Genomic DNA, 23,842 nt, shown 5'->3' with positions numbered 1-23,842 from the left:
TTCGGCTCACCGCCGTCTGAAATGCGGCCATCTGTGCGGTGCGGGACATGGACCAGGCTTACAGATCGACCTCCATGAGGCGCAGGATCGCCAGGATGTAGATCTTGAAGGCCTCCTTGAGCTGCGCCTCGCTCGCGCACTCGTTGGGGCCGTGCATCGAGCCGCCCCATGCGGGGAGCTCGAGGTCGTTGTCCTCGGGCCCGAAGGAGACGGCGCGGGCGAAGTTGCGCGCATAGGTGCCGCCGCCCATCGAGAACGGCTCGGCGGGACGGCCCGTGACCTCGCGGTAGACGTCGAGCAGCGTCTGGACGGCGGGATGGTCCGCGGAGACGGAGAACGGCTCCTTGGCGTGGTCGGTCGTGCAGGTGGCTCCGAACTCCGCCGCCAGCGCGCGGCAGCTCTCGGCGATCCGCCCGTCCGTGGTGCTGTCGGGATAGCGCACGTCGATGGTCTGCCGGATGCGCCCGTCGGAGACCTCCACGGTGCCGCCGATGACCGTGAGCGGACCGAACGCCTCGTTGGAGCTCGCGATGCCCATGGACGCCCCCGCGGTGTCCTCATGGATCCGGGACATGAGCTCCAGGAAGGGGCGCTCGGAGGCGGAGACGAGGTCGGCGCCGCGCAGGTAGTCCACGATGAGGGCGATGGCGTTGACCGTGCCCTCGGGCAGCGACGCATGCCCGCCGATACCGCGCGCCGTGATGCGCGTGCGGCCGAGGGCGACCGCCTCGATCGCCAGACGGTCGGCGTTCGCCGCGGGGGCGGGGCACGCCGAGGCGTCCACGGCGAGCTCGCACACCGACTCGGCCGGGATGGCGTTGGTGGCCTCGGCGCCGCTCCAAGACAGGATGACCCCGTCGGTGACGGGGGCGCTCGTGAAGGTGGCGCCGTACTGCCCCTTCTCCGCGTTGCCCACGGGGAACTCCGCGTCGGGCGTGAAGAGGAAGTCCGGGTCGTCGTGGCCGGAGAGGTAATGGTGGATGTCGGTCATACCCACCTCCTCGTCGCAGCCGATGAGGGCGCGGAAGGTGTAGCGCGGGACGGTGCCGAGCTGCTTCAGGAACGCACCCGCGTACAGCGAGAGCACCGCGGGCCCCTTGTCGTCGATCACGCCGCGGCCGAGCAGCCAGCCCTCGCGCCGCGTGCAGGTGAACGGGTCGGTGTTCCAGCCCGGGCCCGCGGGCACCACGTCGACGTGCGCGATCGTGGCGATCTGCCGGTCCTCGGCGCCCGGGATGTCGGCGATGCCCACGTACCCCTCGTCATCGCCCACCTCGTACCCGAGCTTCTCGGCGATGCCGAGCGCGCAGTCCAGCGCGCCGCGGACGGGGGCGCCGAACGGGGCTCCCGGGGTGCCCTGGGACGCATCGGCCACCGAGGGATGGGCGACGAGCGCGGCGATGTCGGCCACGACATCCTCCCAGACTTCGTCCACATACGCCTCGACCTGAGCGGTGATCTTGCTGTCCATCTTCTCCTCCTTGTGTGCGGCGAGAGGGCCGGCCCCGTCATGCATGGCGGATAGCGCGGCCCCGCGCCATGGTCCTTATCTCGAGTCGGCGTCTTGGGCTCCTTGGAACGGCCGCCCCGTCGGCATGACAGGAGAGCCGCTCCCGCCTGTCACGCACGTCCAGCTGCACCGGCTGTCACGTCAGTATGACAGCGGGGGCTGCCTCGACCGTCACCGACCGCCGAACGAGGGCGTGCCGTCCGTATGCGGCAACGGGACCGCCCGGTCCGCCGAGGTCGGTCAGCGCAGGCCGAGCGCCCGGGCGACCTCGCCCATGCCCTCGCAGATCACGTCGGCGCCGGCCTCCTCGTGCTCGCCCGGCTTGGCCGTACCGGTATAGACGCCGATGCACGGCACGCCGTTCGCGTGGGCGCCGAGCGAATCGTGCTTGCGGTCCCCCACCATCACGACCTCGTCCGGGCCGACGCCCAGCTGGCGCAGCGCCTCGCGGATGCAGTCCGCCTTGGTGTCGCGGCCGGGTTCCAGACGGCCCACGACCGCCTCGAAGGGCGGCAGGTCGAGGGCGTCGATCATGCGCACGGCCATCGACTCGAGCCGCGAGGTCGCGACCGCGATGCGCCGGCCGTCGTCGAGCAGCGCCTGCAGAAGGTCGCGCACGCCGGGCAGCGGCGGGTAGTCCTCCGGGCGGACGAGCGTGTTGAACAGGTCGCGGTACGTGTCGACGATGGCCTCCGCCTCGGGGCGGTCGACGCCGACGAGCTCCATGAAGCCGTCGTGCAGGGGCGGCCCGATGATGCTCCCCATATCCCCGATGGCATCGACATCGTATCCGCGGCTCTCGAGCGCGAGCCGCGCCATCCTGAGGATCGCGGGGCTCGTGTCGGCCAGCGTCCCATCGAAGTCGAACAGGACGACGGGCCGCTCGGCCAGATGGAGCCCCTCGGTCGGGTCGGTCTCGGTCATATGGGCGACCTCCTTCGCGCGCGTTGATACCGCGTACATCATAGCCCAGGCGGCGGCCGCCTCAGTGGCCGGCGGTGTTGAGGTTCAGCAGCACGACGCCGACCACGCACAGCGCGATCCCCGCCAGCCCCGCCGCGTTCAGGCGCTCGCCGAACAGGACGACGGAGATGGCGGTCGTCGCGACGATGCCGACCGCGCACCACGTCGCGTACGCCACGGAGAGGTCCACGGTGAGCAGGGCGCGCGAGAGGCTGTAGTAGCACACCGCGTAGAGCAGCACGGTCGCGACGCTCCACGCGGGCACCGTGAAGCCGTTCGAGTTCTTGAGACAGGTCGTGGCGGCGATCTCCGTCGCGATGGCGACCGCGAGCAGCAGGTATCCCATCTGCGCCCCCCTTCCTTTCCGAGCGCCGTCATGTGCGGGCATGGCTCCTCCTTGCGCGCCGCGCGGGGGCGGCGCAGAAAAAGGCCCCCGGTTTCCCAGGGGCCTGGCAATCATATGCGCGACGAAGCGAACGCGGCGCTACTCCTCGTCCTTCTTCTCGGACGGCAGCGGGGTGACCTCGATCTCGACGCCGAGGGTCTCGGCGGCGGACTTCATCGACAGGCTGATGCGACGACGGTCGAGGTCGATCTCCATAACCTTGACCTGGACCTTCTCGCCCACGTGGGTGACCTGGCTGGGCTGGTCCACGTGCTTGTTGGCCATCTCGGAGATGTGCACGAGGCCCTCGATGCCCTCACCGAGGTCGACGAAGGCGCCGAACGGCACGAGCTTGGTGACGGTGCCCTCGACGATGGCGCCCACGGGGTACTTCTTGACGAGCGCGCGCCACGGATCCTCGGTGGTCTGCTTGAGACCGAGGGAGATGCGCTCGCGGTTGAGATCGACGTCCAGGACCTCGACCTCGACCTCCTGGCCGACCTTGACGACCTCGGAGGGGTGGTTGACGTGGTTCCAGGAGAGCTCGGAGATGTGGATCAGGCCGTCGATGCCGCCGAGGTCCACGAAGGCGCCGAAGTCCACGATGGAGGAGACGGTGCCCTTGAGGCGCATACCGGCCTTGAGCTTGGACAGGATCTCGGTACGCTCGGCCTTGCGGGACTCCTCGAGCACCACGCGGCGGGACAGCACGACGTTGTTGCGGTTGCGGTCCATCTCGATGACGCGGGCCTCGATGCGGGTGTGCAGGTAGGAGCTGAGGTCCTTGACGCGACGGAGGTCGACGAGGGAGGCGGGCAGGAAGCCGCGCAGGCCGATGTCGAGGATCAGGCCGCCCTTGACGACCTCGATGACCTCGCCCTCGACGTTCTCGCCGGAGTTGAACTTCTCCTCGATGCGGTTCCAGGCGCGCTCGTACTCAGCGCGCTTCTTGGAGAGCACCAGACGGCCGTCCTTGTCCTCCTTCTGAAGGACGAGGGCCTCGATGGGATCGCCCAGGGAGACGATGTCTGCAGGGTTGGCATCCTTGCGGATGGAGAGCTCGCGGACGGGGATGACGCCCTCGGACTTGAAGCCGATGTCCACGAGGACCTCGTCGTGCTCGATCTTCACGACGGTGCCGTTGACCAGATCCCCCTCGTCGAAATCGGTGATCGTGCCGTCGATGAGGCTGTTCATCTCCTCCTCATTGACGTCATCGAGGGAGAAAATGGACGAGTTCTGAATCTCACTCAAAGGTGGACCCCTTTCGAACTACGGGGCCCCGATTGCTAGGACCTGCAGATTGCACGCCGTTCGGGCGGGGCCCGGGCGCCGTGCGCACCGTTTGGAACTTCTCGGGAGCCGACAGATACGTATGTGGTTGCTTCTGCAGCCACGTTTGCCTAGATTACGAGGAATCGGATGGATTTTCAAGGTCGAGACGTGATTTTTACGTAAGCGGTACGAAAAGGAACGTCCGTCCGCGCGCCCGCGCGCCGTCTGCCCGCGCGCGGAGTGGGTACAAGGCATGTCGTCCCGATTATGACAGGTAGGACAGCCCCCGTGCCATGATACGGCCCCCGTGTCATGATAGGCGTGGCGGGACCCGGGCGTTAGGACGGAAGGGAGGCGCCCCGTGCTCAAGGCCGTCGTGTTCGACATGGACGACACCCTGCTCGACATCAACCTCAGCGCGTTCATCGCCGTCCTGGCGCGCGACGAGTCCTCCCTGCTGGCCCAGATCGGGCGCCGCAACCCGCTCTCCATGTTCGCCTCCTACACCGCGGCGATGCTCGACCTGAACCGCGCCGACCGCGACAACGAGTGCACCAACCGCGAGCTGTTCGACACCGCGATCGAGCGGAGGGGCGGCGTGGTGCTCTCCGACCCCGTCATCGCCGACGCGCTCGCCTTCTACGAGCGCGAGGTCCTCCCCGACCGCAACGACGCCATCATCGGCGCCAGGCCCATGGAGGGGGCGCAGCGCGCCCTGGAGGCCGTGCTCGACCGCGGGCTGCGCATCGCCCTGCTCACCAACCCGAGCTTCGGGGCCGCGTGCATCGAGTGCCGCATGGGCTGGGCGGGCATCCTCGACGCGCCCTTCGAGCTCGTCACCACCATGGAGAACACGCGCCGCGTGAAGCCGAGCGCCGACTACTACCGCGACGCGCTCGACGTGCTCGGCCTCGCCCCCGAGGAGGCCCTCATGGTCGGCAACGACCCCAAGCGCGACTTCCCCTCCCCCGATATCGGGCTGCAGACCGCCTACGTGGGACGCGGCACCCCGGTGCGCGCGACCTGGTGCGGGCGCATGGCGGACTTCGCCCGCAGCCTGGACGAGATCTGCGAGCGCCATGCCGAGCGCCAGGAGCGGCGGCTGCTCGAGCTCGTGCAGGACGTGGGCTGAGCCGCGGCACACGGGCTCGCGGCCCTGCGGCGGCGGGCGGAAGGGCGCCGGGACGGTCCGGGGCGCGGCGGGGAGCCGGCGCGGCACACGGGCCGACGGTGCGCTACACCCTCGTCTTGCCGATCATGATGTTCAGGATCTCCACGTCGGTCGGCTTCATGCCCACGCGGCCCACATAGCCCATCGAGGCGATGGTCTTCTCGACCGTCTCCTGGATCAGGCCCTCGCCCGCGCGGAACCCGCGGCCGGCCATGGCCATCTCGTGGCCGAGGATCGCCGCGTCCACCGCGGCGGAGATCTTGGCGGCGCAGCTCGGCTTGGCGCCGTCGCAGACGATGCCGCCCACGTTGCCGAGGGTGTTGACGATGGTGGCGCCCACCTGCTCGGGCGTGCCGCCGGCCAGCCAGGTGATCGCGGCCCCGGCGCCGCAGGCGGCGCACACCACCCCGCAGAAGGCGGACAGCGCGCCGATATAGCCCTTGACGTGCGCGGCGACCAGGTCGGAGAGGGCGACCGCGCGCACCAGGCGCTCGCGGTCGGCCCCGAGCCCCTCGGCGTACTCCATGACGGGCAGGCAGGCGGTGATGCCCTGGTTGCCCGACCCGCAGACGATGACGACCGGCAGGGCGCAGCCGCTCATGCGCGCATCCGAGCCGGCGGCGGCGCGGGCACGGGCGCGGCAGGGGGCGTCGTGCTCGCGGGACTCCATGAGCGTGCGGCCCACCTCCGCGCCCCATGCGTGGGCGAGCCCCTCGCGGGAGATGGCGTCGTTGAGCTCGATCTGCCGTTCGAGCGCCGCGCGCGCGGGCTCGATGTCGCCGTCCTCGGCGAACCCGATGATCGCGTCGATGGTGAGCAGCTCGTAGGCGGGGTTCGGCTCGTCGGCGTGCAGCGCCGGGTCCTGCTCGCGCGCCCCCTCGAGCACCGCGTCGTCGAGCGCACGGTACACCACGTCGGTGTGGTGCTCGGCGATGACGACCTCCGCCACATGGCCGGCCGCGTGCGCGCGCACCTTGATGTACAGGTTGGGGACGCCCTCGACGAGGGAGACCGCGCAGAAGGCGGGGTCGGACAGAAGCGCGCGGGTGCGCTCGATATCCGGTTCGGTCACGGACTCCAGGACCTCGAGCGCGCTGCCGGAGTCGCCCCCCACCGCCCCCAGGGTCGCCGCGGCCTCGATGCCGTGCATGCCCCCCGAGTTGGGGACGGTCACGCTCTTCACGTTCTTGATGATGTTGCCCGAGCAGCCCACCTCGAGCGACTCCGGCTCCGCGCCGAGGGTGGCGCGGGCGAGCGCCGCGGCGTACGCGACGGCGATGGGCTCCGTGCATCCGAGCGCGCAGACGAGCTCCTCGTTCAGCACCTCGCAGAAGGCCCGGTCGCGGACATCGGTGCAGAACGGCGCGGCGTGCGAAGCTGGCATGGCGGCTCCTCGGTGTTCGAGCTGATACATTCCGAGCACCATTGTATTCATTTCGGGGGCGCGGCGGGAGCGGGACCGGGCGGACGGCACCGGCGGCCCGACCTTCGGACGGGGCGCGGCGCCGATCGCGCGGCGTCCCGGGCGGACAGCGACGGCGACGCGGTCCCGCGCATGTGAAGCGAGCCGGACGTCCCCGTCCCGCGCACGGGAAGCGGCCCGGCCCCGCGCGCAGGGGGACCGGGCCGCATCGGGCTCCGTCATATGCGGCGAGGCGCCCCTACAGCACCGAGCGGGTGCCCTCGCCCATCTCCACGACGGGCGACAGCCCGGCGAGGGCGTCGCCGTCCGCGGCGATGCCCGCCTCGACCAGGGACATCTGCTCAGCGACCGCCGTGGGCGCCGTGCCGCCGCGCGTCGTGCGCGCCGCGACGATGGCGTCGAGGTCGAACGCCCCGACCACGTCGTCGCCGAACAGGTCGCTCGCCGCATGGAACGTCTCGATCGGGAGCTCGGAGATGTCGCAGCCCGCCTGCTCGGCCTCGAGCACGAGATGCCCCACCACGGCGTGCGCCTCGCGGAACGGCATGCCGCGCTTGGCGAGGTAGTCGGCGACATCGGTGGCGGCGAGATGGCCCTTGTGCATCACCTGGCGCATGCGCCCGGCGTTCACCGTCCACGTCGACACCATGCCGCGCATGACGGCGAGGCACCGCTCGAGGGTCTCCGCCGCATCGAGCGCGCCGGCCTTGTCCTCCTGGAGGTCCTTGTTGTAGGCGAGCGGCAGGCCCTTGCACGTCACGAGCAGCTGGACCAAGTCGCCCACCACGCGGCCGGTCTTCCCGCGGATGAGCTCGGCGAAGTCGGGGTTCTTCTTCTGCGGCATGATCGAGGACCCCGTGGAGTACGCGTCCGACAGCGTGATGAAGCCGAACTCCTGGCTGCTCCACAGCACGATCTCCTCGGACAGGCGGGAGAGGTGGACGGCCATGACGGAGCAGGCGTACTCGAGGTCGAGCAGGAAGTCGCGGTCAGAGACGGCGTCGAGCGAGTTCTCGATCACCCGCGAGAACCCGAGGGCGTCCGCGGTCATCTGCCGGTCGAGCGGGTAGGTCGTGCCGGCGAGCGCCGCGGCGCCGAGCGGCGAGGCGTCCGCGGCGTCGAACGCGGCCCGCAGGCGGGTGAAGTCGCGCGCGAGCATCCAGGCGTAGGCGAGCAGGTGGTGCGAGAACAGGACGGGCTGGGCGTGCTGCAGGTGCGTCATGCCCGGCAGGATCGCATCCCCCGCGTCCCGCGCGGCGGACACGAGCGCGCGCCTCAGCGCGAGGTTGCCCTCCATGAGGCCGCGGGCCAGCGCCTTGGCCGCCAGGCGCGTGTCGGTCGCCACCTGGTCGTTGCGGGAGCGGCCGGTGTGCAGCCTGCCGCCGGCCGGACCGATGCGGCGGGTGAGCTCGCCCTCGACCGCCATGTGGATGTCCTCGTCGTTGATATCGAAGGCGAAGCGGCCCGCGTCGATATCGGCCTGGATGCCGTCGAGCCCCGCGCTGATCGCGTCGGCGTCCCGCGCATCGATGATGCCCTGGGCGGCGAGCATGGCCGCATGGGCCTTCGAGCCGGCGATGTCCTGACGGTACAGGTGCCGGTCGATCGGCAGCGACGCTCCGAACTCCTGGGTCGCCTCGGCCACGTTCTCCTCGAAGCGACCTCCCCACAGCGCCATCTAGCAGGCCTCCTGAGCCATGAAGAGACGGACGGCGGTCCGCGGACCCTCGATGTGCATCAGCTCGGGAAGGGCGGCCGGCTCGGATGCGGGCTCGGCGGCCCCGTCGTCGAAGAACGCGGCGACGTTGGCGCGCGGGCCGCGATGGGCACACCAGTCCTTGAGCGAGGGGGGCGTCGCGAGCACGGCGTCCTCGTTGAGCTCGGGTGCGAGGGATTCCAGGAAGCTGAGCATGGGTTCTCCTTGTCCGGCGGCGCGAATCGGCCGCCACGGGAAGCCCCGGCGGACCGGGGCTCGGGTGTGCTGAGAATGACGGGCGCACGGCACCGCGGACGCGCCGCCGCGCAGATCTCGCGAGAAGCCGCCCGCCGAGTCGCTGGCGGACGGCCGGTCGCGCGGCCGGCGGCGCTCAGGCCGGCCGTCCCGGACGCGGCGCGAGGACGGGCCGCCCGGGCTCGGGCGCCCCTACGCCAGGCCGGCAGCGGCCTCGGACGTGGGGCCCTGCATCTTGGCCCAGGTCTTGAGCGAGAGGGTCTCGATCTGGATGAAGCCCTCCGCGGCCTTCTCGTCGAAGGTGGTGTCGCGGTCGTAGGTGGCCAGGCCGAAGTCGTACAGCGAGCAGGGGCTCTTGCGGCCCATGACGGTGCAGTGGCCCTTGAAGAACTTGACGCGCACGGTGCCGGTCACGAACTTCTGGGTCTCGGCCATGAAGGCGTCGAGGGCCTTCTTCAGCGGGCTGAACCACTGGCCGTTGTAGACGCAGGTGGCCCAGGTCTGCTCGAGATAGAGCTTCTGGTGCAGCACGTCGCGCTCGAGGGTGAGGTCCTCCAGGGCCTTGTGGGCGTTGATGAGGGTGAGGGCGGCGGGCACCTCGTAGCACTCGCGGGACTTGAGGCCCACCATGCGGTTCTCCATGAGGTCGAGGCGGCCGTAGCCGTTGTCGCCCGCGACCTGGTTCAGCTTCGCCACGAGCGCGGCCAGGGGCATCTTCTCGCCGTCGAGCGCGACGGGCTTGCCGCCCTCGAAGTCGATGTCGACGTAGGTCGCGGTGTCGGGGGTCTCCTCGGGGTCCTTGGTCATGACCCAGACGTCATGCGGGGGCTCGTTCCAGGGGTCCTCGAGCACGCCGCACTCGATCGCGCGGCCCCACAGGTTGTCGTCGATCGAGTAGGGGTTGTCGTTGGCGCCCTCGGGGACGGGCACGCCGTGGGCGTGGGCGTAGGCGACCTCGTCCGGGCGGCACTTGAGATCCCACTCGCGCACCGGGGCGATGACCTGGAGCGAGGGGTCGAGCGTCAGGATGGAGGCCTCGAAGCGGACCTGGTCGTTGCCCTTGCCGGTGCAGCCGTGGGCCACGTACGTGGCGTCGTACTGATGGGCGATCTCGACGAGCTTGGCGGCGAGCAGCGGGCGGGAGAGGGCAGAGAGCAGCGGGTACTTGTTCTCGTACATGGAGTTCGCGGCGATGGCCTTCGTCAGGTACTCGTCGGCGTACTCGTCCTTGAGCTCGAGCACGTGGCAGTCGATGACGCCCAGGTCGAGCGCCTTCTGCTTCTTCTGCTCGAGACCGTGCAGCTCCTGGCCGACGTTGCCCAGGACGCAGATGACGTCGAGGCCCTTCTCCTCCTGGAGCCATTTGATGCAGACGGACGTGTCAAGACCACCGGAGTACGCGAGTACGACCTTTTCCTTGCTCATGAAAGTTCCTTTCGATAGATGAGCGGATGGAACCGGATGAGCCCGTCTCTGCAGTGCCTGCGCTGCGCATACGCGAAATCGAGTTGTGTTTCTAGAATGACCCCCTGCGGAGCGCGCATGACGCTTCCGCCTGCGGAGGTGAACCCGACGCACCTATCGACGAACCCCGCTGGGGCCTCTTGCCCCAAGCGAACGGAGACGACTCGGTTTATCGTCGTCGGGAGATAGCGCGCTGGCGTCGGATGCAGGTGTCGGCGGCAGTCTGGCCGGGAAGGATGGCGATCGCCGCCATGCCCTCGTATGTAGCCATCTGGTTGCCCACCGTGTGCTCTCCCGCTTCCGTTGCGTCAGTACGCGCCTTCAGATCCGTGAAGGGCGCCGCCGGGCGCGAGCCCCTCGGCCGCTTCACGTTGCGCGCTACTATACGCTAAAGCAAACGCTCGCGAAACCGAAAACCGCGAATTTAAGGAAAAAAGTTTTACCGTTCGCCGTATATCCCGTTCCACCTGCCGATTCGCAACAGAAGGGATATGGGCGACCTGCGGAGGCGGCTGTAACACGCTTGAAACTATATGCACCGATACGGCTTTACGTATGCAGCCGAGCCCAGGCGGGCATCGGCCGAGCCCGGGCGGCAGGCCGCTCAGCGCGGGACGGGGATGATCGGTTTGCGCGACAAAAAGGTTGCCCGCCGGCCTACCGGGCCTTCGCCGCGAGCAGGGCCTCGATCACGCGGGCGACGCCGCGCTCGTTGTTGGAGGGCGCCATGAAGCGCGCGTGCGCGCGCATGTGCTCCCCGGCGTTGGCGACCACGTAGCTGTGGCCCACGGCCTCGAGCATCTGGACGTCGTTGTAGGTATCGCCCAGGGCGAGGGCGTCCGCGGTCGAGATGCCCAGGTGATCGCACAGCCGCTTGATGCCCCGGCCCTTGTCCACATGCGGGTTCATGAAGTCGATCCACTCGGGACCGGCCGTGGTGACCGAGAAGCGCCCCGCCCACGCGTCGCGATAGGTCCGGGCGAACACCTCCTCGGAGTCGCCCTCGGGGAAGTACACCGTGTACTTGTTGACGTCCGCATCGAGCGAATCGAGGTCGTCGAGGTAGGTGATCTCGGTGAAGAAGCGGCGGAAGAAGGCGTCGTGCACGCGGTCGCAGGTGCGCAGGTAGCCCGATTCGATACCGCAGACCACCGGGCATCCGCGCCCGTCGGCGAGCGTGAAGTCGATGAGCTCGTGATAGGTGGCCACGTCGATGAGGTCCTTGAACACGAGCTCGCCGGCGCACCAGATGGCGGCCCCGTTGTCGGACAGCAGGGCCATGCGGTCGACGTAGTCGCCGAACATCGCGCGCAGGGTGTACAGGGGCCGCCCGCTCGCCGCGCAGAACGTCACGCCCGCGTCCGCGAGCGCCTCGATGAGCTCGGGCATGTTCGACGGCATGCTGCCGTCGTCCGCCAGCAGCGTGCAATCCATGTCGCTCGCCACGAGCTTCACGGACGCCAGCCCGGCATCTGCCTCGAATCCCTGCATGCGCGCCTCCTCAGTCTACGGTGCCGCACCGCATCATGGCACAACGGAACGCTCCGGGCACGGCGAACCGCGACCTGCACACGCCCTCCAGACACCCTGGCATCCCCTATTTCGCGTCCGCCCAGGTGACGCCCGTGGACGCCTCGGCGATGAGCGGGACGCGCAGCTCCACGACGCCCTCCATCTCGGCGCGCACCATCTCGGTCAGGCGCTCCACCTCGCCCTCGGGGCACTCGAAATCGAGTTCGTCGTGCACCTGCAGGACCATCCGGGCCGCAAAGCCCTCCTCGCGCAGGCGGCGGGCCACCCGCGCCATGGCGATCTTGATGATGTCGGCCGCGCTCCCCTGCATCGGGTGGTTCATGGCGGTGCGCTCGCCGAACGCCCGCTGCGCGGGGACGCGCATCTTGAGCTCGGGGATCGGGCGGCGCCTGCCGAACATCGTCTCGGCGTACCCCAGGCGCTTGGCGTCCGCGACGGTGCGGTCGAGGTAGGCGCGCACGCCGGGGTAGGCCTCGAAGTACCGGTCGATCATCTGCCGGGCCTCGGCCATGGGGATGTCGAGCGACTGCGAGAGGCCGTAGGCCTGCTGGCCGTAGACGATACCGAAGTTCACCGCCTTGGCGCGGCTGCGCAGCTCGCGCGTGACCTCCTCGACGGGGATGCCGAACACGCGCGCCGCCGTCTCCGCGTGGAAGTCCTCGCCCTCGTTGAACGCGCGAATGAGGTGCTCGTCACCCGAGAGGTGGGCGAGCAGGCGCAGCTCGATCTGGCTGTAGTCGACCGCCAGGAACACCTTGCCCGGACCCGCCGAGAACGCCGTCTTCACGGTATGCCCCAGCTCCGAGCGCGTGGGGATGTTCTGCAGGTTGGGGTTGGAGGAGGACAGGCGCCCCGTGGCGGTGATGGTCTGGTTGTAGGTGGTGTGCACCCGGCCGTCGCCGTACTGGCCGGCCAGCGGCCCCAGCGTGTCGAGGTAGGTCGACTTGATCTTGGTCTTCTCGCGCCACTCGAGGATGAGCCGGACGACCTCGTGGTCGCGGGCGAGGTCCTCGAGCACGCGGGCGTTGGTGGAGTAGTAGCCGCGCTGGGTCTTCTTCAGGCCCTTGGTCGGCAGCCCCATGACATCGAACAGGATGTGCGAGAGCTGCATGGGGCTCGCGATGTTGAACGAGTCGTCGCCAGCGAGCGAGCGGATGCGGCCGGCGAGCTCGTCGATCTGACCGGAGAGCTTGTCGGACATGCTCTGGAGCCGCTCGGGGTCCACGAGCATGCCGGCGCGCTCCATGTCCGCGAGGACGGGCACGAGCGGCATCTCGATCTGGGTGAACACCTGCACGGCGCCCTCCCGGTCGAGCGCCTCGGCCAGCGGCTCGAGCGCGGCGAGGGCGAGCGCGGCGGAGCGCGCGGCGGCGGGGGCGGCGTCCTCGGGGGCGCCCTCCTCGCCCGCAGCGGGGGGCAGCGGGGCGTGCAGGTAGGTGTCGGCGATGTAGGCGTCGTCGAACGACGAGCGCGCGGAGTCGAGCAGGTAGGCCGCGACCGTCGTGTCGAAGATGCGCGCCGGATCCGCGTCGAGCGCGTCCGCGGCGGCGGGCAGCGACGAGTCGACGGGGACAACCTCGTGGATGAGGGCCTTGATGTCCGGCGAGGCGACCTTGCCCTCCGCGAGCAGGTGCGCGAGCGCGCCCGCGACGAGGCCGTGCGCGGTGTCGATGCCGGGGGCATCGAGCGGCGCGACGTCCCCCGTCTCGGGCTCCTCGAAGGCGAGCAGCGCGCGGGAGGTCGCGACCCACAGCGTGTGGGTGAGGCCGAACAGGGCGCCGGCCTCGCGGTCGTCGTCGATCGCCGCGGCGACCCACTCGCCCTCCCCCGTGGCGCGCAGCATCTCGCGGACCGCCTCGTCCACGCCCCGGCCCGTCACCGCGTCCGCACGGAGCACGGCGGGCAGCTCGAAGGCGGGCGCCGCCTGCACCGGGGCGCCGCCCTCCCCCGCGAGCAGCGCGAGGAACCGGTTCTGCATGGCGCTGATGCCGAGCTCGCCCAAGGCGGACGAGACCGCCGCCGCGTCGTAGGCGGGGAAGCTCGTGGCGTCGAAGTCGAGCTCGACCGGGGCGTTCGTCTGGATGGTCGCCACGCGCCGCGAGAGCAGCGCGTCGTCGATGTGGGCGCGCAGGTTCTCGCCCATCTTGCCCTTGACCTCGTCGGCGTGGGCGATGACCTCGTCCAGGCTGCCGTACTGGTTGATGAGGGCGCTCGCCTTCTTGGGCCCGATGCCCGGCACGCCGGGGATGTTGTCGGAGCTGTCGCCCTTGAGGCCGTAGAAGTCCGGCACGAGGGCGGGGGTGATGCCGTGGTAGAGGTCCTCGACCGACTCCGGCGTCATGATCTGGACGTCGGACAGGCCCTTCTTGGTGCCCACGATCCTCACGTGGTCGGTGGACAGCTGGTACATGTCGCGATCGCCGGTGATGAGGTACATATCGCACCCGGCCGCCTCACCGGCGCGGGCGAGCGTGCCCAAGATGTCGTCGCCCTCCCAGCCCTCGGCCTCCAGGATGGGCACGGACAGCTCGCCGAGCAGCTTCTTGATCATGGGAAACTGCTCGCGCAGATCGGGATCCATGGGCGGGCGCTGCGCCTTGTACTGCGGGAGCATCTCCATGCGCACGCGCGGCTTACCGCGGTCGAAGGCGACCGCGACGCCGTCGGGATGGAAGGCGTCGACCATCTTGAGGAACATGTTGAGGAAGCCGAAGATGGCGTTGGTGGGCCGCCCGTCCGGCGCGTTCATGGTGGGCGGGACCGCGTGGTAGGCGCGGTGCATGAGCGAGTTGCCGTCGATGACGGCGAAGACGCGGCGGGTATCGGACGCGGGGGTATCGGGCATGATGCCATCCTCTCGGTTGCGGACTGCCCATCAGTCTACCCCATCGGCGGGACGGGAATGCCCCGGCGGGGCGCGCCGGCAGCCGGCCCGCGCCGCAGAGACGGCGGGCCCGGTGGACGACGAAGGGGCGGCGGGCATCGGGCGCCCACCGCCCCCTCGGGCGGATCCGGTCGGTTGGGACGCGCGCCTTATGCGGCCAGGCGGGCGAGCACGTCGACGAGCAGACGGTAGAAGCGCTCGGCGGAGTCGAGCGACATGCTCTCGTCGGGCGTGTGCACATTCGCCAGCGTGGGGCCCACGGCGATGGCGTCGAGCCCGGGCAGGGCCTCGGCGAACAGGCCGCACTCGAGACCGGCGTGGATCGACTCGATCTTGAGCTCGGTACCGAACAGCTCGCGATAGCTCTGCTGGAAGACCTCACGCACGTGCGAGTGCTCGGCATAGCTCCAGCCGGGGTACTCGTTGTCGAACGAGACGTTGAAGCCCAGGGTATCGGCGAGCGTCTGGATGCGCTCCTTGATCTCCTCCTGGAGCGACGCGATGGACGAGCGCGGCGAGAGCAGAACCGTCAGGCCGGCATCCTCGGTGATGACGACGCCCAGGTTGGAGGAGACCTCCACGAAGCCGTCCGCGGCGACGTTGCGGCGCAGCACGCCGTTGGGCGCGAGACGGATGACGCGGATGAGCGCCCAGGTGTCCTCGGCGCCCATCGCGTCGAGAGCGACGCCGTCGGCAACCTCGACCGTGCAGACAAACGAGGGGTCGAAGACCTCGAGCTCGCAGGCGATGTCGGCCGCGACGGAGCGGGCGATGTCGGCCGCACGCTGGGCGTCGGCGGTGTCGGTAAGGGCGAGCACCGCCGTGCACTCGCGCGTGATGGCGTTGTCCTTGGTGCCACCGTTGAAGCTCACGAGGCGCGCCGCGGTCCCGCGCAGCACTTGCTCGACGATGCGGGCCATGAGGAGGTTCGCGTTACCGCGCTCCAGGTGGATGTCGGAGCCGGAATGGCCACCCAGAAGGCCGGAGATCTCGATGGTGAGCGAGCTGCCCTCGACGTGCTCGCGCGTAAAGGAGCGCGTGAGGGTCGCCACCACGCCGCCGGCGCAGCTCACGGTCGCCACGCCCTCCTCCTCAGAGTCGAGGTTGATCATGATGCGCGCGGAGATCTGCGACTTGTCCAGGGTCTCGGCGCCCACCAGGCCGGTCTCCTCGTCCGTGGTGAACACGCACTCGAGCGCGGGGTGCACGAGGGTGTCGTCGTCGAGCACCGTCATCATGAGCGCGACGGCGATGCCGTTGTCCGCGCCGAGCGTGGTCCCGTTCGCGGTGAGCACGCCGTCCTCCACGACGAGCTCCAGGCCGTCGCGCTCGAAGTCGTGCTCGACGCCGGCGAGCTTGTCGCACACCATGTCGATGTGGCCCTGCATCATGACGGGGGCGGCGCCCTCGGTGCCGGCGCTCGCCGGCTTCCTGATGATGACGTTGTAAACCCCGTCCTGGTACACGTCGAGCCCGCGCTCCCTCGCGAAGGCGACGAGGAAGTCGCTGATGCCCTTCTCGTTCCCCGAGCCGCGCGGGATGGCGCTGATGTCCTCGAAGTACTGGAAGAGCTTCTCGGGCTGGTATCCGGTGATGATGTATGCCATGCATACCTCCTTGGTCGACGGCGGCCGTCCTCGATTCACCGGGCGGGCGTGCCGGCCGGCGATCGCTTTGCATGCCCTATCATCGCAGAAGCGCGCGACCTGCGGGTGCGCGATCGCAGGAATGGGCCGCGCGCGGCGGCAAACGACATGCGGTATGCAAATCTGCGGGCCGTCTATGCATTCAGGAGGGATGCGACAGGTGTGCCGAGGGGGCTGGCGGGGCGGGCGACGGGCAGGACGGCCGGCCGGGCGGATGGCCGGCCGGGCGGGGCGGCCGGACGAGGGCGGGCAACGGGCCGGGCGGCAGGGCGGAGCCGGGACCGGCCGGGCGTCCGGCGGGGCCGGGACCGCAGCGAAACAATGGCGTGCGCGCACGCATTTGTCTCGCTGAAGGGGCCCGCTGGCGAGACAATAGCGTGCGTACACGCCATTGTCTCGCTCGGCGGAACACGCACGGCGTCCGATACGCCCGCATGACGGCACCGCACGGCGCCCGATGCGCCCGCCCCTATCGGGCCAGGCCTTCGAGGTGGGAGCGCATGCGCCGGGCCTTCGCGCACACCTCGAGCAACGAGCTGCGATTCCGCTTCCCGACCACCAGGTGCTCCACCGCGCGCAGCTCGTCGACCTCGTCGTCTTCCGCCATGATCGCCACCGCGCGGCGCGCGTTGCGCGCGACATACGCCTCGTAGCGCTCGCGCGCCTCCGCGGAGAGGTCCACGGGATACGCCAGGCGGTTGATCGCCGTCTTGAGCTTGGCGCGCTGGCCGGGCAGCCTGTCGTGCATCTGATCGAGGTGCGCGAACGCGAAGCTCGCACAGCGCCCCCACGAGGAGGTGAGCGTGGCGGCGAGGTGAAGATACCGTCCTTTGACGGCCCCGTTGCGCTTCGCATCGCCCATCTGGCCGAACGGCATGTAAACCCGGTACAGCACCTCGCCCGACACGGCGGAGCGGACGATCACCTCGAAATCGGCCATCTCGGCGTCACCGATGGCGAGCTGCGTGCACTCACACGGCCTCAGCCCCAGCCAGCCGATGGGCGCGTTGGGCGTCCCGTCGAACATGTCGAGCGCCTCGTCCGCCAGGCGCGCCTCGGGAGACACGGTGTCGAAGACCGTTATGCGCTTCGCGCCGAAGAACGCCCCCGGGCCCACGTACTCGACCGACGGGGGCAGGACGACGTCCTCGATCCGCATCCCCTCGAACGCGCGCGGACCGATGTAGCGCAGGGAATCGGGCAGCTCGAGGCGTTTGCACCTCAGGTCGCGGGAGCCGAAGGTCACCGGCTCGCCCCCGATGAGGTCGCCGATGAACAGCGACTTCGGAACATCGGGGCCCCACTGCGCCATGGTCATGCGGCCGGCGCCGAAGGCCCGCTCGGATATCGCGACCACGCCGTCGGGGACGGCGATCTCGAAGCCGCCGCGGCAGGGGCGGATGTATCGCGTGCCGTCGATCACGCGCTTCGGCGCGAGCGGGACCCCGTAGCGCCGGTACAGCGCGAGGAGGTTGTCGTCGCGGGCGTCGACCGCCGCGGAGGCGTCGGCGTCCTCGCCATAGCCTTCCGCGAGGAACGCCTCGATGAGCTCGGGGTCAAGGGTGTCGCAGACGCCCCACATGCCGGGCGCGGCGAAGTCGATCCTCTCCCTGCGGCAGTACTGCGGCCCCGCGGTCCCAGCGGGCAGGTTGTAGAACTCCGCGTACGAACTCAGCCAGTCGTTGAGGGCATAGTAGCTCTGCGGGGGCACATGTTCCGCCGTCGGCACGAGGTGCACGCGGAGCGCGGACGAGGAGAAGCTGGCGCCGAGCGGGATGTGCCGGCGGGCAGCCTGGATGAGCTCGGTGCGGCGCGCTTCGGGCAGACGGACGGGCAGGCCGCGGCGGTCCTCGAAGGAGGCGGCTCCCGGGCGCGGTGCGGAGGACGCCTGGCTCAGGGCATGCGCGAGGCGACGCCTGCTTGTCCAGCTTTCGTAGCTGCGCACCGTGTACAGATCGGGAGCCTCGATGTAGTCCATGCAGAGCCCTTTCATGCGATCACGCCGGCCTGCGGCCTTTATGGGACCACTGTACCGCAGGTCGCGTGCGATGCGCGCGAGCTGGAGGTGCGCGTACCGGGCTCGACGGCTTCCGGGCTGCCGGCCTGCGGGGCGCGGGGCGGGCGGGGCGGGGGGCGGTGCTGACAGGCAGGGGCAGCGACTTGACCGGCAAGGCGCCTTCCGCTGCCGTTCATGCAGCGAGAATCCCGGTCATTGATCCACCGATGCATATTGTCCGGCGAAGCCCCTCGATTCCACGCTCGAATTTGTATAGGTTTCTCGCCGCCGGCGATACGTGCCGACCGGGGGTGGTCAAAAATGGGGGAATTGCGAACCTTCAGGAATTGAAGGGCATCGCTCTCAGGACTTGTTCTTGATAAGGTGAAGGAAACCCCGGCTCGGACAAGGGGCACCTCCGGCATGATGCCCCCGTTTGGGCTGCCAGCGCTATGCAGGTTCGCAATTCGTCACTTTTTTGACCACCCCTCCCCGCCCCTGATGAGCGCGCATCGAGCCACTCGATCTCAATCCATCACATCGGACACGTCGAAAAGCGTCAGCTTAAATCGCGCCCTGAATACGACAGATGCTACTTCGTCGCCGTCGAAAGCCATGGATACTCCCCGTTTGCGCATGGAGACACCTGCAGGTCGCATCCTTCATAAGCAGGACGGTTGATAGTCCCTGCATATGCGGGAAGCACTCCTCCCAATCGACCTCCGACACATCTCTCAGGGAATCATCCCCGCATGCGCGGAGAGCACTCAAGGTCATGTGTCATGACGTCACAGACGACCGGATATCCCCCGCATGCGCGGGGAGCACGCCGTGAAGCTCCTGGACGAGGCGTTCAACCAGGGATCATCCCCGCGTGCGCGGGGAACACATCGGCAGCGCGTTCCTGAACGTCACCCCTAAGGGATCATCCCCGCATGCGCGGGGAGCACGTCCAAGCGGTCATCCACTTGGTCTTGAGCTGGGGGTCATCCTCGCATGCGCAGGGAGCACGGCATCTACAGCGGGCGCAACCTCAACTCGCTGGGATCATCCCCGCATGCGCAGGGAGCACTCGGCCAGCGCCTCCTCCTGGTGCGCCTTAACGGGATGTCGCCGCCGTGCCGCTTGTTTTCACCCTGCACCGGATGGCGCACCCGTCCACGTTGACTCGGCCGCGGAGCAGGCATAGCCGTGCACCGGATAAGACGCGCAGCACTCATACCACCTCCATTGATGCAGGAGGACCGTCCCTCCGGCCCGACCTGAAGCCGCAGGCACGGCTCGCAGCTCCTCACCCCTCCAGCCCGACCCAAAGCCGCGGGCGCGGCTCGCACCCCCTCGCCGGCCCTCGGGCTCCGTGCTACCATGCCATTCGGAACTGTCAGCTATCGTGAAAGGAAGCCCATATGGAGCGTCCGAACGCCTGGAAATCCTACGATGCGGCGTCCCTCGCCGAGCTCGAGAAGCTCTGCGGCGACTACCGCGCGTTCATCTCCGAGAACAAGACCGAGCGCGAGTGCGTGCGCGCCTCGGTCGCGCTCGCCGAGGCCGCCGGGTACGTGAACCTCGACGAGGCCGTCGCCTCCGGCCGCAAGCTCGCCGCCGGCGACAAGGTCTACGCCGTCAGCCACAACAAGACCCTCATGCTCGTCAACCTCGGCTCCGACCCGCTCGAGGACGGCCTGTCCATCCTCGGCGCGCACATCGACTCGCCGCGCCTCGACCTCAAGCAGAACCCGCTGTACGAGGCCGGCGACATGGCCTACCTCGACACCCATTACTACGGCGGCGTGAAGGCCTACCACTGGGTCGCCACCCCGCTGGCGCTGCACGGCGTCGTGTGCAAGAAGGACGGCTCCACCGTCGACATCGCCGTGGGCGAGGACGCCGACGACCCCGTCTTCTGCGTCTCCGACCTGCTGATCCACCTGGCATCCGACCAGATGAAGAAGCCCGCGTCCGAGGCCGTCGACCACGAGAACCTCGATGTCATCATCGGCGGCCGCCCCGTGGTGATCGAGGGCGACGACGCGCCGAAGGAGCCGGTCAAGCAGGCCATCGTCGACCTGCTCGCCGAGCGCTACGGCATCGAGGAGGAGGACTTCCTCTCCGCCGAGATCGAGGTCGTCCCCGCCGGCCCGGCCCGTGAGATGGGCCTCGACCGCTCCATGATCTTGGGCTACGGCCAGGACGACCGCGTCTGCGCCTACACCTCGCTCGCCGCCCAGCTCGCGGTGGCCGACGTCAAGCGCACGAGCGTCACCCTGCTCGTCGACAAGGAGGAGATCGGCTCCGTGGGCGCCTCCGGCATGACGAGCCGCTTCTTCGAGAACGCCGTCGCGGAGATCATCGAGCTCGCCGGGCAGGGCGGCCCGCTCGCCCTGCGCCGCTGCCTGGCCAACTCGCGCATGCTGTCCTCCGACGTGTCGGCCGGCTTCGACACGCTCTACGCCGACCGATTCGAGAAGAAGAACGCCGCTATCATGGGCCACGGCCTGTGCTTCAACAAGTACACAGGCTCGCGCGGCAAGTCCGGCTCCAACGACGCTGACGCCGAGTACATGGCGCTCGTGCGCGACATCATGGACGAGGCGGGCGTCGACTTCCAGACCTGCGAGCTCGGCCGCATCGGTGCGGGCGGCGGCGGCACGATCGCCTACATCCTCGCCGAGTACGGCATGGACGTGATCGACTCCGGCGTGGCCGTGCTGTCCATGCACGCCCTGTGGGAGGTCACCAACAAGGCCGACGTCTACGAGGCCTACAAGGGCTACAAGGCGTTCATCGAGCGCGCGTAGCGCCGCCGACACCGCATCCGCCCACCGATCGGACCCGGGCCCGGCCGAGCGCGCCGGACCCGGGTCCGCTGTTTCACGCGCAGAAGGCGGCGCCGGAGGCGGTGCGGCGCCCGCTCGTAGCGGATTGCCCCGCGCGGCCGCGACACGCGGGGACCCGACCGGGCGCCTCGCCATCGGGTATCATCGTGGGCGCACGACGAACCCAGGAGGCCCCATGCTGCAGGTCATCATCTCCCCCGCCAAGCAGATGCGCGTCGCAGCCGACGCATTCGCGCCGCGCGGCATCCCGCCGTTTCCCGAACGCACGGAGCGCCTCGTCCGCGAGCTGCGCGACATCGAACGCAGGCAGGGCCCCGAGGGACTGAAGGCGCTCTGGCGCGTGAACGACAAGCTCCTCGCTGAGAACATCGAGCGGCTGCACGGATTCGAGCCCGTGTCCCACGAGGCGCAGCTGGACGACCCGGCGGTCGCGCGCCTCGTCTCCCCCGCCCTGTTCTCCTACGTGGGCATCCAGTACCGCAGCATGGCGCCGGAGGTCATGGGGTTCTCCGAGCTCGAATGGCTGCAGGCGCATCTTTGGGTGCTCTCCGGCCTGTACGGCTGCGTGCGCCCGTTCGACGCCGTGCAGCCCTACCGCCTGGAGATGGGCGCGAAGCTCGCCGTCGACGGCGCCCGCGACCTCTATGCCTTCTGGGGCGACCGGCTGGCACAGGCGATGTGCGCCGATGGCCCCACATGCGCGGTGAACCTGGCGAGCGTCGAGTACGCCAAGGCGGTGCTGCCCCATCTTCCGGCAGGCTCACACGCCGTGACCTGCATCTTCGGTGAGGAGCTGCGCGTCGGCAAGCCGGTGCAGCGCGCCACGGCGTCCAAGATCGCGCGCGGCTCGATGGTCCGCTGGATGGCCGAGAACGGCATAGAGCGCACGGAGGACCTGGTCCGCTTCGACGTAGGCTACGCCTACGCACCGGAGCTCTCGTCCGAGGACGGCCGCACGCTCGTGTTCATGAAGCGCGCCTGACGCGCGATTGGGGAACGGCAATCGACGCGTTTCACCTGGTTCGGAAGGTGCCTGCATCGCACCGAAAACCAGCGACAGACTCGTGATGCACGTTTTCGAGGGAACCTCTGGGACGGGGCGGGGCGGGCAGATATGTCCCGCCGCAGGAGCGCCGAACGCGAAGGCCCGGGCGTTCAGAAACGCTCCGGGGAGACATGGGTCAAAATGACCCCGTCCCAGAATAAAATGGACCGTGGGAGACATGACTAAAAATGACCCCGTCCCAAAATGACCCAAATGACCCGAAATGACCCCGTCCCAAAATGACCCGCGGCACTATAATCGAATCTCACAATCGCATATCACGGGGAGCTTGCAGGACACCACGGCAGGCTGAGAGGGGGCGCCGCCCGTCCCGACCCGACGAACCTGATATGGGTAATGCCAACGAAGGGAGCATGCGTATGGACGCATCCACTGACCGCAACCTGATCACACAGCTCGACTACGCGCGGGCCGGCGTCGTCACCGACGCCATGCGCGCCGTGGCCGAGCGCGAGCACCGCGATCCGGAGTTCATCCGGGCGGGCGTGGCCGCGGGCCGCATCGCCATCCCGGCCAACATCCGCCACCTGGAGCGCGGACTCGAGCCCCGCGGCGTGGGCGAGGGCCTGTCCACCAAGGTCAACGTGAACCTGGGCATCTCGGGCGACGTCGCCGACGCCGACGTCGAGTGGGAGAAGGTGGCGACGGCGGAGCGGTTCGGCGCCGACGCCATCATGGACCTCTCCAACTCCGGCAAGACGCGCTTCTTCCGCCAGCAGCTCGTGGAACGCACCCCGCTCATGGTGGGCACCGTCCCCATGTACGACGCCATCGGCTACATGGAGAAGCCGCTCGTCGAGCTGACCGTCGACGACCTGCTCGAGGTCACGCGCGCCCACGCCGAGGACGGCGTGGACTTCCTCACCATCCACTGCGGCATCAACAGGAGCGTCGTCAAGACCTTCAAGGAGACCGGCCGCCTCATGAACATCGTGAGCCGCGGCGGCTCGCTGCTGTTCGGCTGGATGGAGGTCACCGGCAACGAGAACCCCTTCTACGAGTACTACGACGAGATCCTGAAGATCTGCCACGAGTACGACGTCACCATCTCGCTCGGCGACTCCTGCCGCCCGGGATGCCTGTACGACGCCAACGACGCGGTGGAGACCGCCGAGATGATCGAGCTCGGCAAGCTCACCAAGCGCGCCTGGGACGCCGGCGTCCAGGTGATGATCGAGGGCCCCGGGCACATGCCCATCAACGAGATCGAGGCCAACGTGCGCATGGAGAAGAGCCTGTGCCACAACGCGCCCTACTACGTGCTGGGCCCGCTCGTGACCGACATCGGCGTGGGGTACGACCACATCACCGCGGCGATCGGCGGGGCCGTCAGCGCGAGCGCCGGCGCGGACTTCCTGTGCTATGTGACGCCCGCCGAGCACCTGTGCCTGCCGAACGCGCAGGACGTGCTCGACGGCCTCATCGCCACGAAGATCGCCGCGCACGCCGCCGATATCGCCAAGGGCGTGCCCGGCGCGCAGGATGTCGACAACCGCATGGGCGACGCCCGCCGGCGCCTCGCCTGGGACGAGATGTGGACCTACGCACTCGACCCGGTGACGTCGAAGGCGCGCTACGAGGCCTCCCCCGCCTCCACCGAGGGCACCTGCACCATGTGCGGCAAGATGTGCGCCGTGCGCACGGTCAACAAGGTGTTCGAGGGGACGACCATCGACCTCGACGCGCAGTAGCGGATACACCCGTCGGCCCCGCGGCCGGCGGCGGGCGCGGCCGCGGG

General features: G+C 69.2%; 16 protein-coding genes and 1 riboswitch. Of the genes, 4 read left to right on the top strand and 12 right to left on the bottom strand.

What is annotated here, in order from left to right; all coding sequences use genetic code 11:
- Positions 1–58: 58 nt before the first annotated feature.
- The 4 genes from PHA29_RS01740 to rpsA all read right to left on the bottom strand — a co-directional run bounded on the left by PHA29_RS01740 (position 59) and on the right by rpsA (position 4,112).
- Positions 59–1,471, bottom strand: a complete 1,413-nt coding sequence (locus PHA29_RS01740; protein WP_270847731.1) for a Sapep family Mn(2+)-dependent dipeptidase — start codon at positions 1,469–1,471, stop codon at positions 59–61.
- A gap of 279 nt (positions 1,472–1,750) precedes the next feature.
- The gene (locus tag PHA29_RS01735) at positions 1,751–2,434 is read right to left on the bottom strand and encodes an HAD hydrolase-like protein (RefSeq protein ID WP_270847729.1); all 684 of its coding nucleotides are present in this window, start codon (positions 2,432–2,434) and stop codon (positions 1,751–1,753) included.
- A 61-nt stretch (positions 2,435–2,495) separates the two neighbouring features.
- The gene (locus tag PHA29_RS01730; RefSeq protein ID WP_270404109.1) at positions 2,496–2,819 is read right to left on the bottom strand and encodes a DMT family transporter; all 324 of its coding nucleotides are present in this window, start codon (positions 2,817–2,819) and stop codon (positions 2,496–2,498) included.
- 138 nt (positions 2,820–2,957) lie between these two features.
- Complete coding sequence (gene rpsA / locus PHA29_RS01725; RefSeq protein WP_270573675.1) at positions 2,958–4,112, bottom strand: 30S ribosomal protein S1; 1,155 nt, start codon at positions 4,110–4,112, stop codon at positions 2,958–2,960.
- Between the two features lie 382 nt (positions 4,113–4,494).
- Here rpsA and PHA29_RS01720 point away from each other — a divergent pair, with 382 nt between their 5' ends.
- The gene (locus PHA29_RS01720) at positions 4,495–5,265 is read left to right on the top strand and encodes an HAD family hydrolase (RefSeq protein ID WP_270847726.1); all 771 of its coding nucleotides are present in this window, start codon (positions 4,495–4,497) and stop codon (positions 5,263–5,265) included.
- 103 nt (positions 5,266–5,368) lie between these two features.
- Here PHA29_RS01720 and PHA29_RS01715 read toward each other — a convergent pair whose 3' ends face one another.
- The 8 genes from PHA29_RS01715 to PHA29_RS01680 form a co-directional block, all read right to left on the bottom strand.
- Positions 5,369–6,688 (bottom strand): L-cysteine desulfidase family protein, encoded by a 1,320-nt coding sequence (locus tag PHA29_RS01715; RefSeq protein WP_270847724.1) that lies wholly within the window; start codon positions 6,686–6,688, stop codon positions 5,369–5,371.
- A 277-nt stretch (positions 6,689–6,965) separates the two neighbouring features.
- Complete coding sequence (gene argH / locus PHA29_RS01710; RefSeq protein WP_270404103.1) at positions 6,966–8,405, bottom strand: argininosuccinate lyase; 1,440 nt, start codon at positions 8,403–8,405, stop codon at positions 6,966–6,968.
- Complete coding sequence (locus PHA29_RS01705; protein WP_270404101.1) at positions 8,406–8,639, bottom strand: hypothetical protein; 234 nt, start codon at positions 8,637–8,639, stop codon at positions 8,406–8,408.
- A gap of 231 nt (positions 8,640–8,870) precedes the next feature.
- Positions 8,871–10,103, bottom strand: a complete 1,233-nt coding sequence (locus PHA29_RS01700; protein ID WP_270847721.1) for an argininosuccinate synthase — start codon at positions 10,101–10,103, stop codon at positions 8,871–8,873.
- Positions 10,104–10,799: 696 nt separating this feature from the next.
- Positions 10,800–11,633, bottom strand: coding sequence for a Cof-type HAD-IIB family hydrolase (locus tag PHA29_RS01695; RefSeq protein WP_270847719.1), 834 nt, complete (start codon positions 11,631–11,633; stop codon positions 10,800–10,802).
- 106 nt (positions 11,634–11,739) lie between these two features.
- The gene (gene polA, locus PHA29_RS01690; RefSeq protein ID WP_270847717.1) at positions 11,740–14,520 is read right to left on the bottom strand and encodes a DNA polymerase I; all 2,781 of its coding nucleotides are present in this window, start codon (positions 14,518–14,520) and stop codon (positions 11,740–11,742) included.
- A gap of 188 nt (positions 14,521–14,708) precedes the next feature.
- Complete coding sequence (locus PHA29_RS01685) at positions 14,709–16,166, bottom strand: aminoacyl-histidine dipeptidase (RefSeq protein ID WP_270847715.1); 1,458 nt, start codon at positions 16,164–16,166, stop codon at positions 14,709–14,711.
- 508 nt (positions 16,167–16,674) lie between these two features.
- Complete coding sequence (locus tag PHA29_RS01680) at positions 16,675–18,183, bottom strand: leucine-rich repeat domain-containing protein (protein ID WP_270847713.1); 1,509 nt, start codon at positions 18,181–18,183, stop codon at positions 16,675–16,677.
- A 1,424-nt stretch (positions 18,184–19,607) separates the two neighbouring features.
- Here PHA29_RS01680 and PHA29_RS01675 point away from each other — a divergent pair.
- The 3 genes from PHA29_RS01675 (at position 19,608) to thiC (ending at position 23,795) form a co-directional block, all read left to right on the top strand.
- The gene (locus PHA29_RS01675) at positions 19,608–20,999 is read left to right on the top strand and encodes an aminopeptidase (protein ID WP_270847711.1); all 1,392 of its coding nucleotides are present in this window, start codon (positions 19,608–19,610) and stop codon (positions 20,997–20,999) included.
- A gap of 214 nt (positions 21,000–21,213) precedes the next feature.
- Positions 21,214–22,020, top strand: a complete 807-nt coding sequence (locus PHA29_RS01670) for a YaaA family protein (RefSeq protein WP_270847709.1) — start codon at positions 21,214–21,216, stop codon at positions 22,018–22,020.
- A gap of 334 nt (positions 22,021–22,354) precedes the next feature.
- A riboswitch (TPP riboswitch) is annotated at positions 22,355–22,472 on the top strand.
- Positions 22,464–23,795 (top strand): phosphomethylpyrimidine synthase ThiC, encoded by a 1,332-nt coding sequence (thiC, locus tag PHA29_RS01665; RefSeq protein WP_270574701.1) that lies wholly within the window; start codon positions 22,464–22,466, stop codon positions 23,793–23,795. It overlaps the preceding riboswitch by 9 nt.
- Positions 23,796–23,842 lie beyond the last annotated feature (47 nt).

Source organism: Candidatus Collinsella stercoripullorum, assembly GCF_027669965.1.
GTDB lineage: Bacteria > Actinomycetota > Coriobacteriia > Coriobacteriales > Coriobacteriaceae > Collinsella > Collinsella stercoripullorum.
Note: the sequence above shows the minus strand (reverse complement) of the source record. Positions and strands in the feature narration are given on the sequence as shown.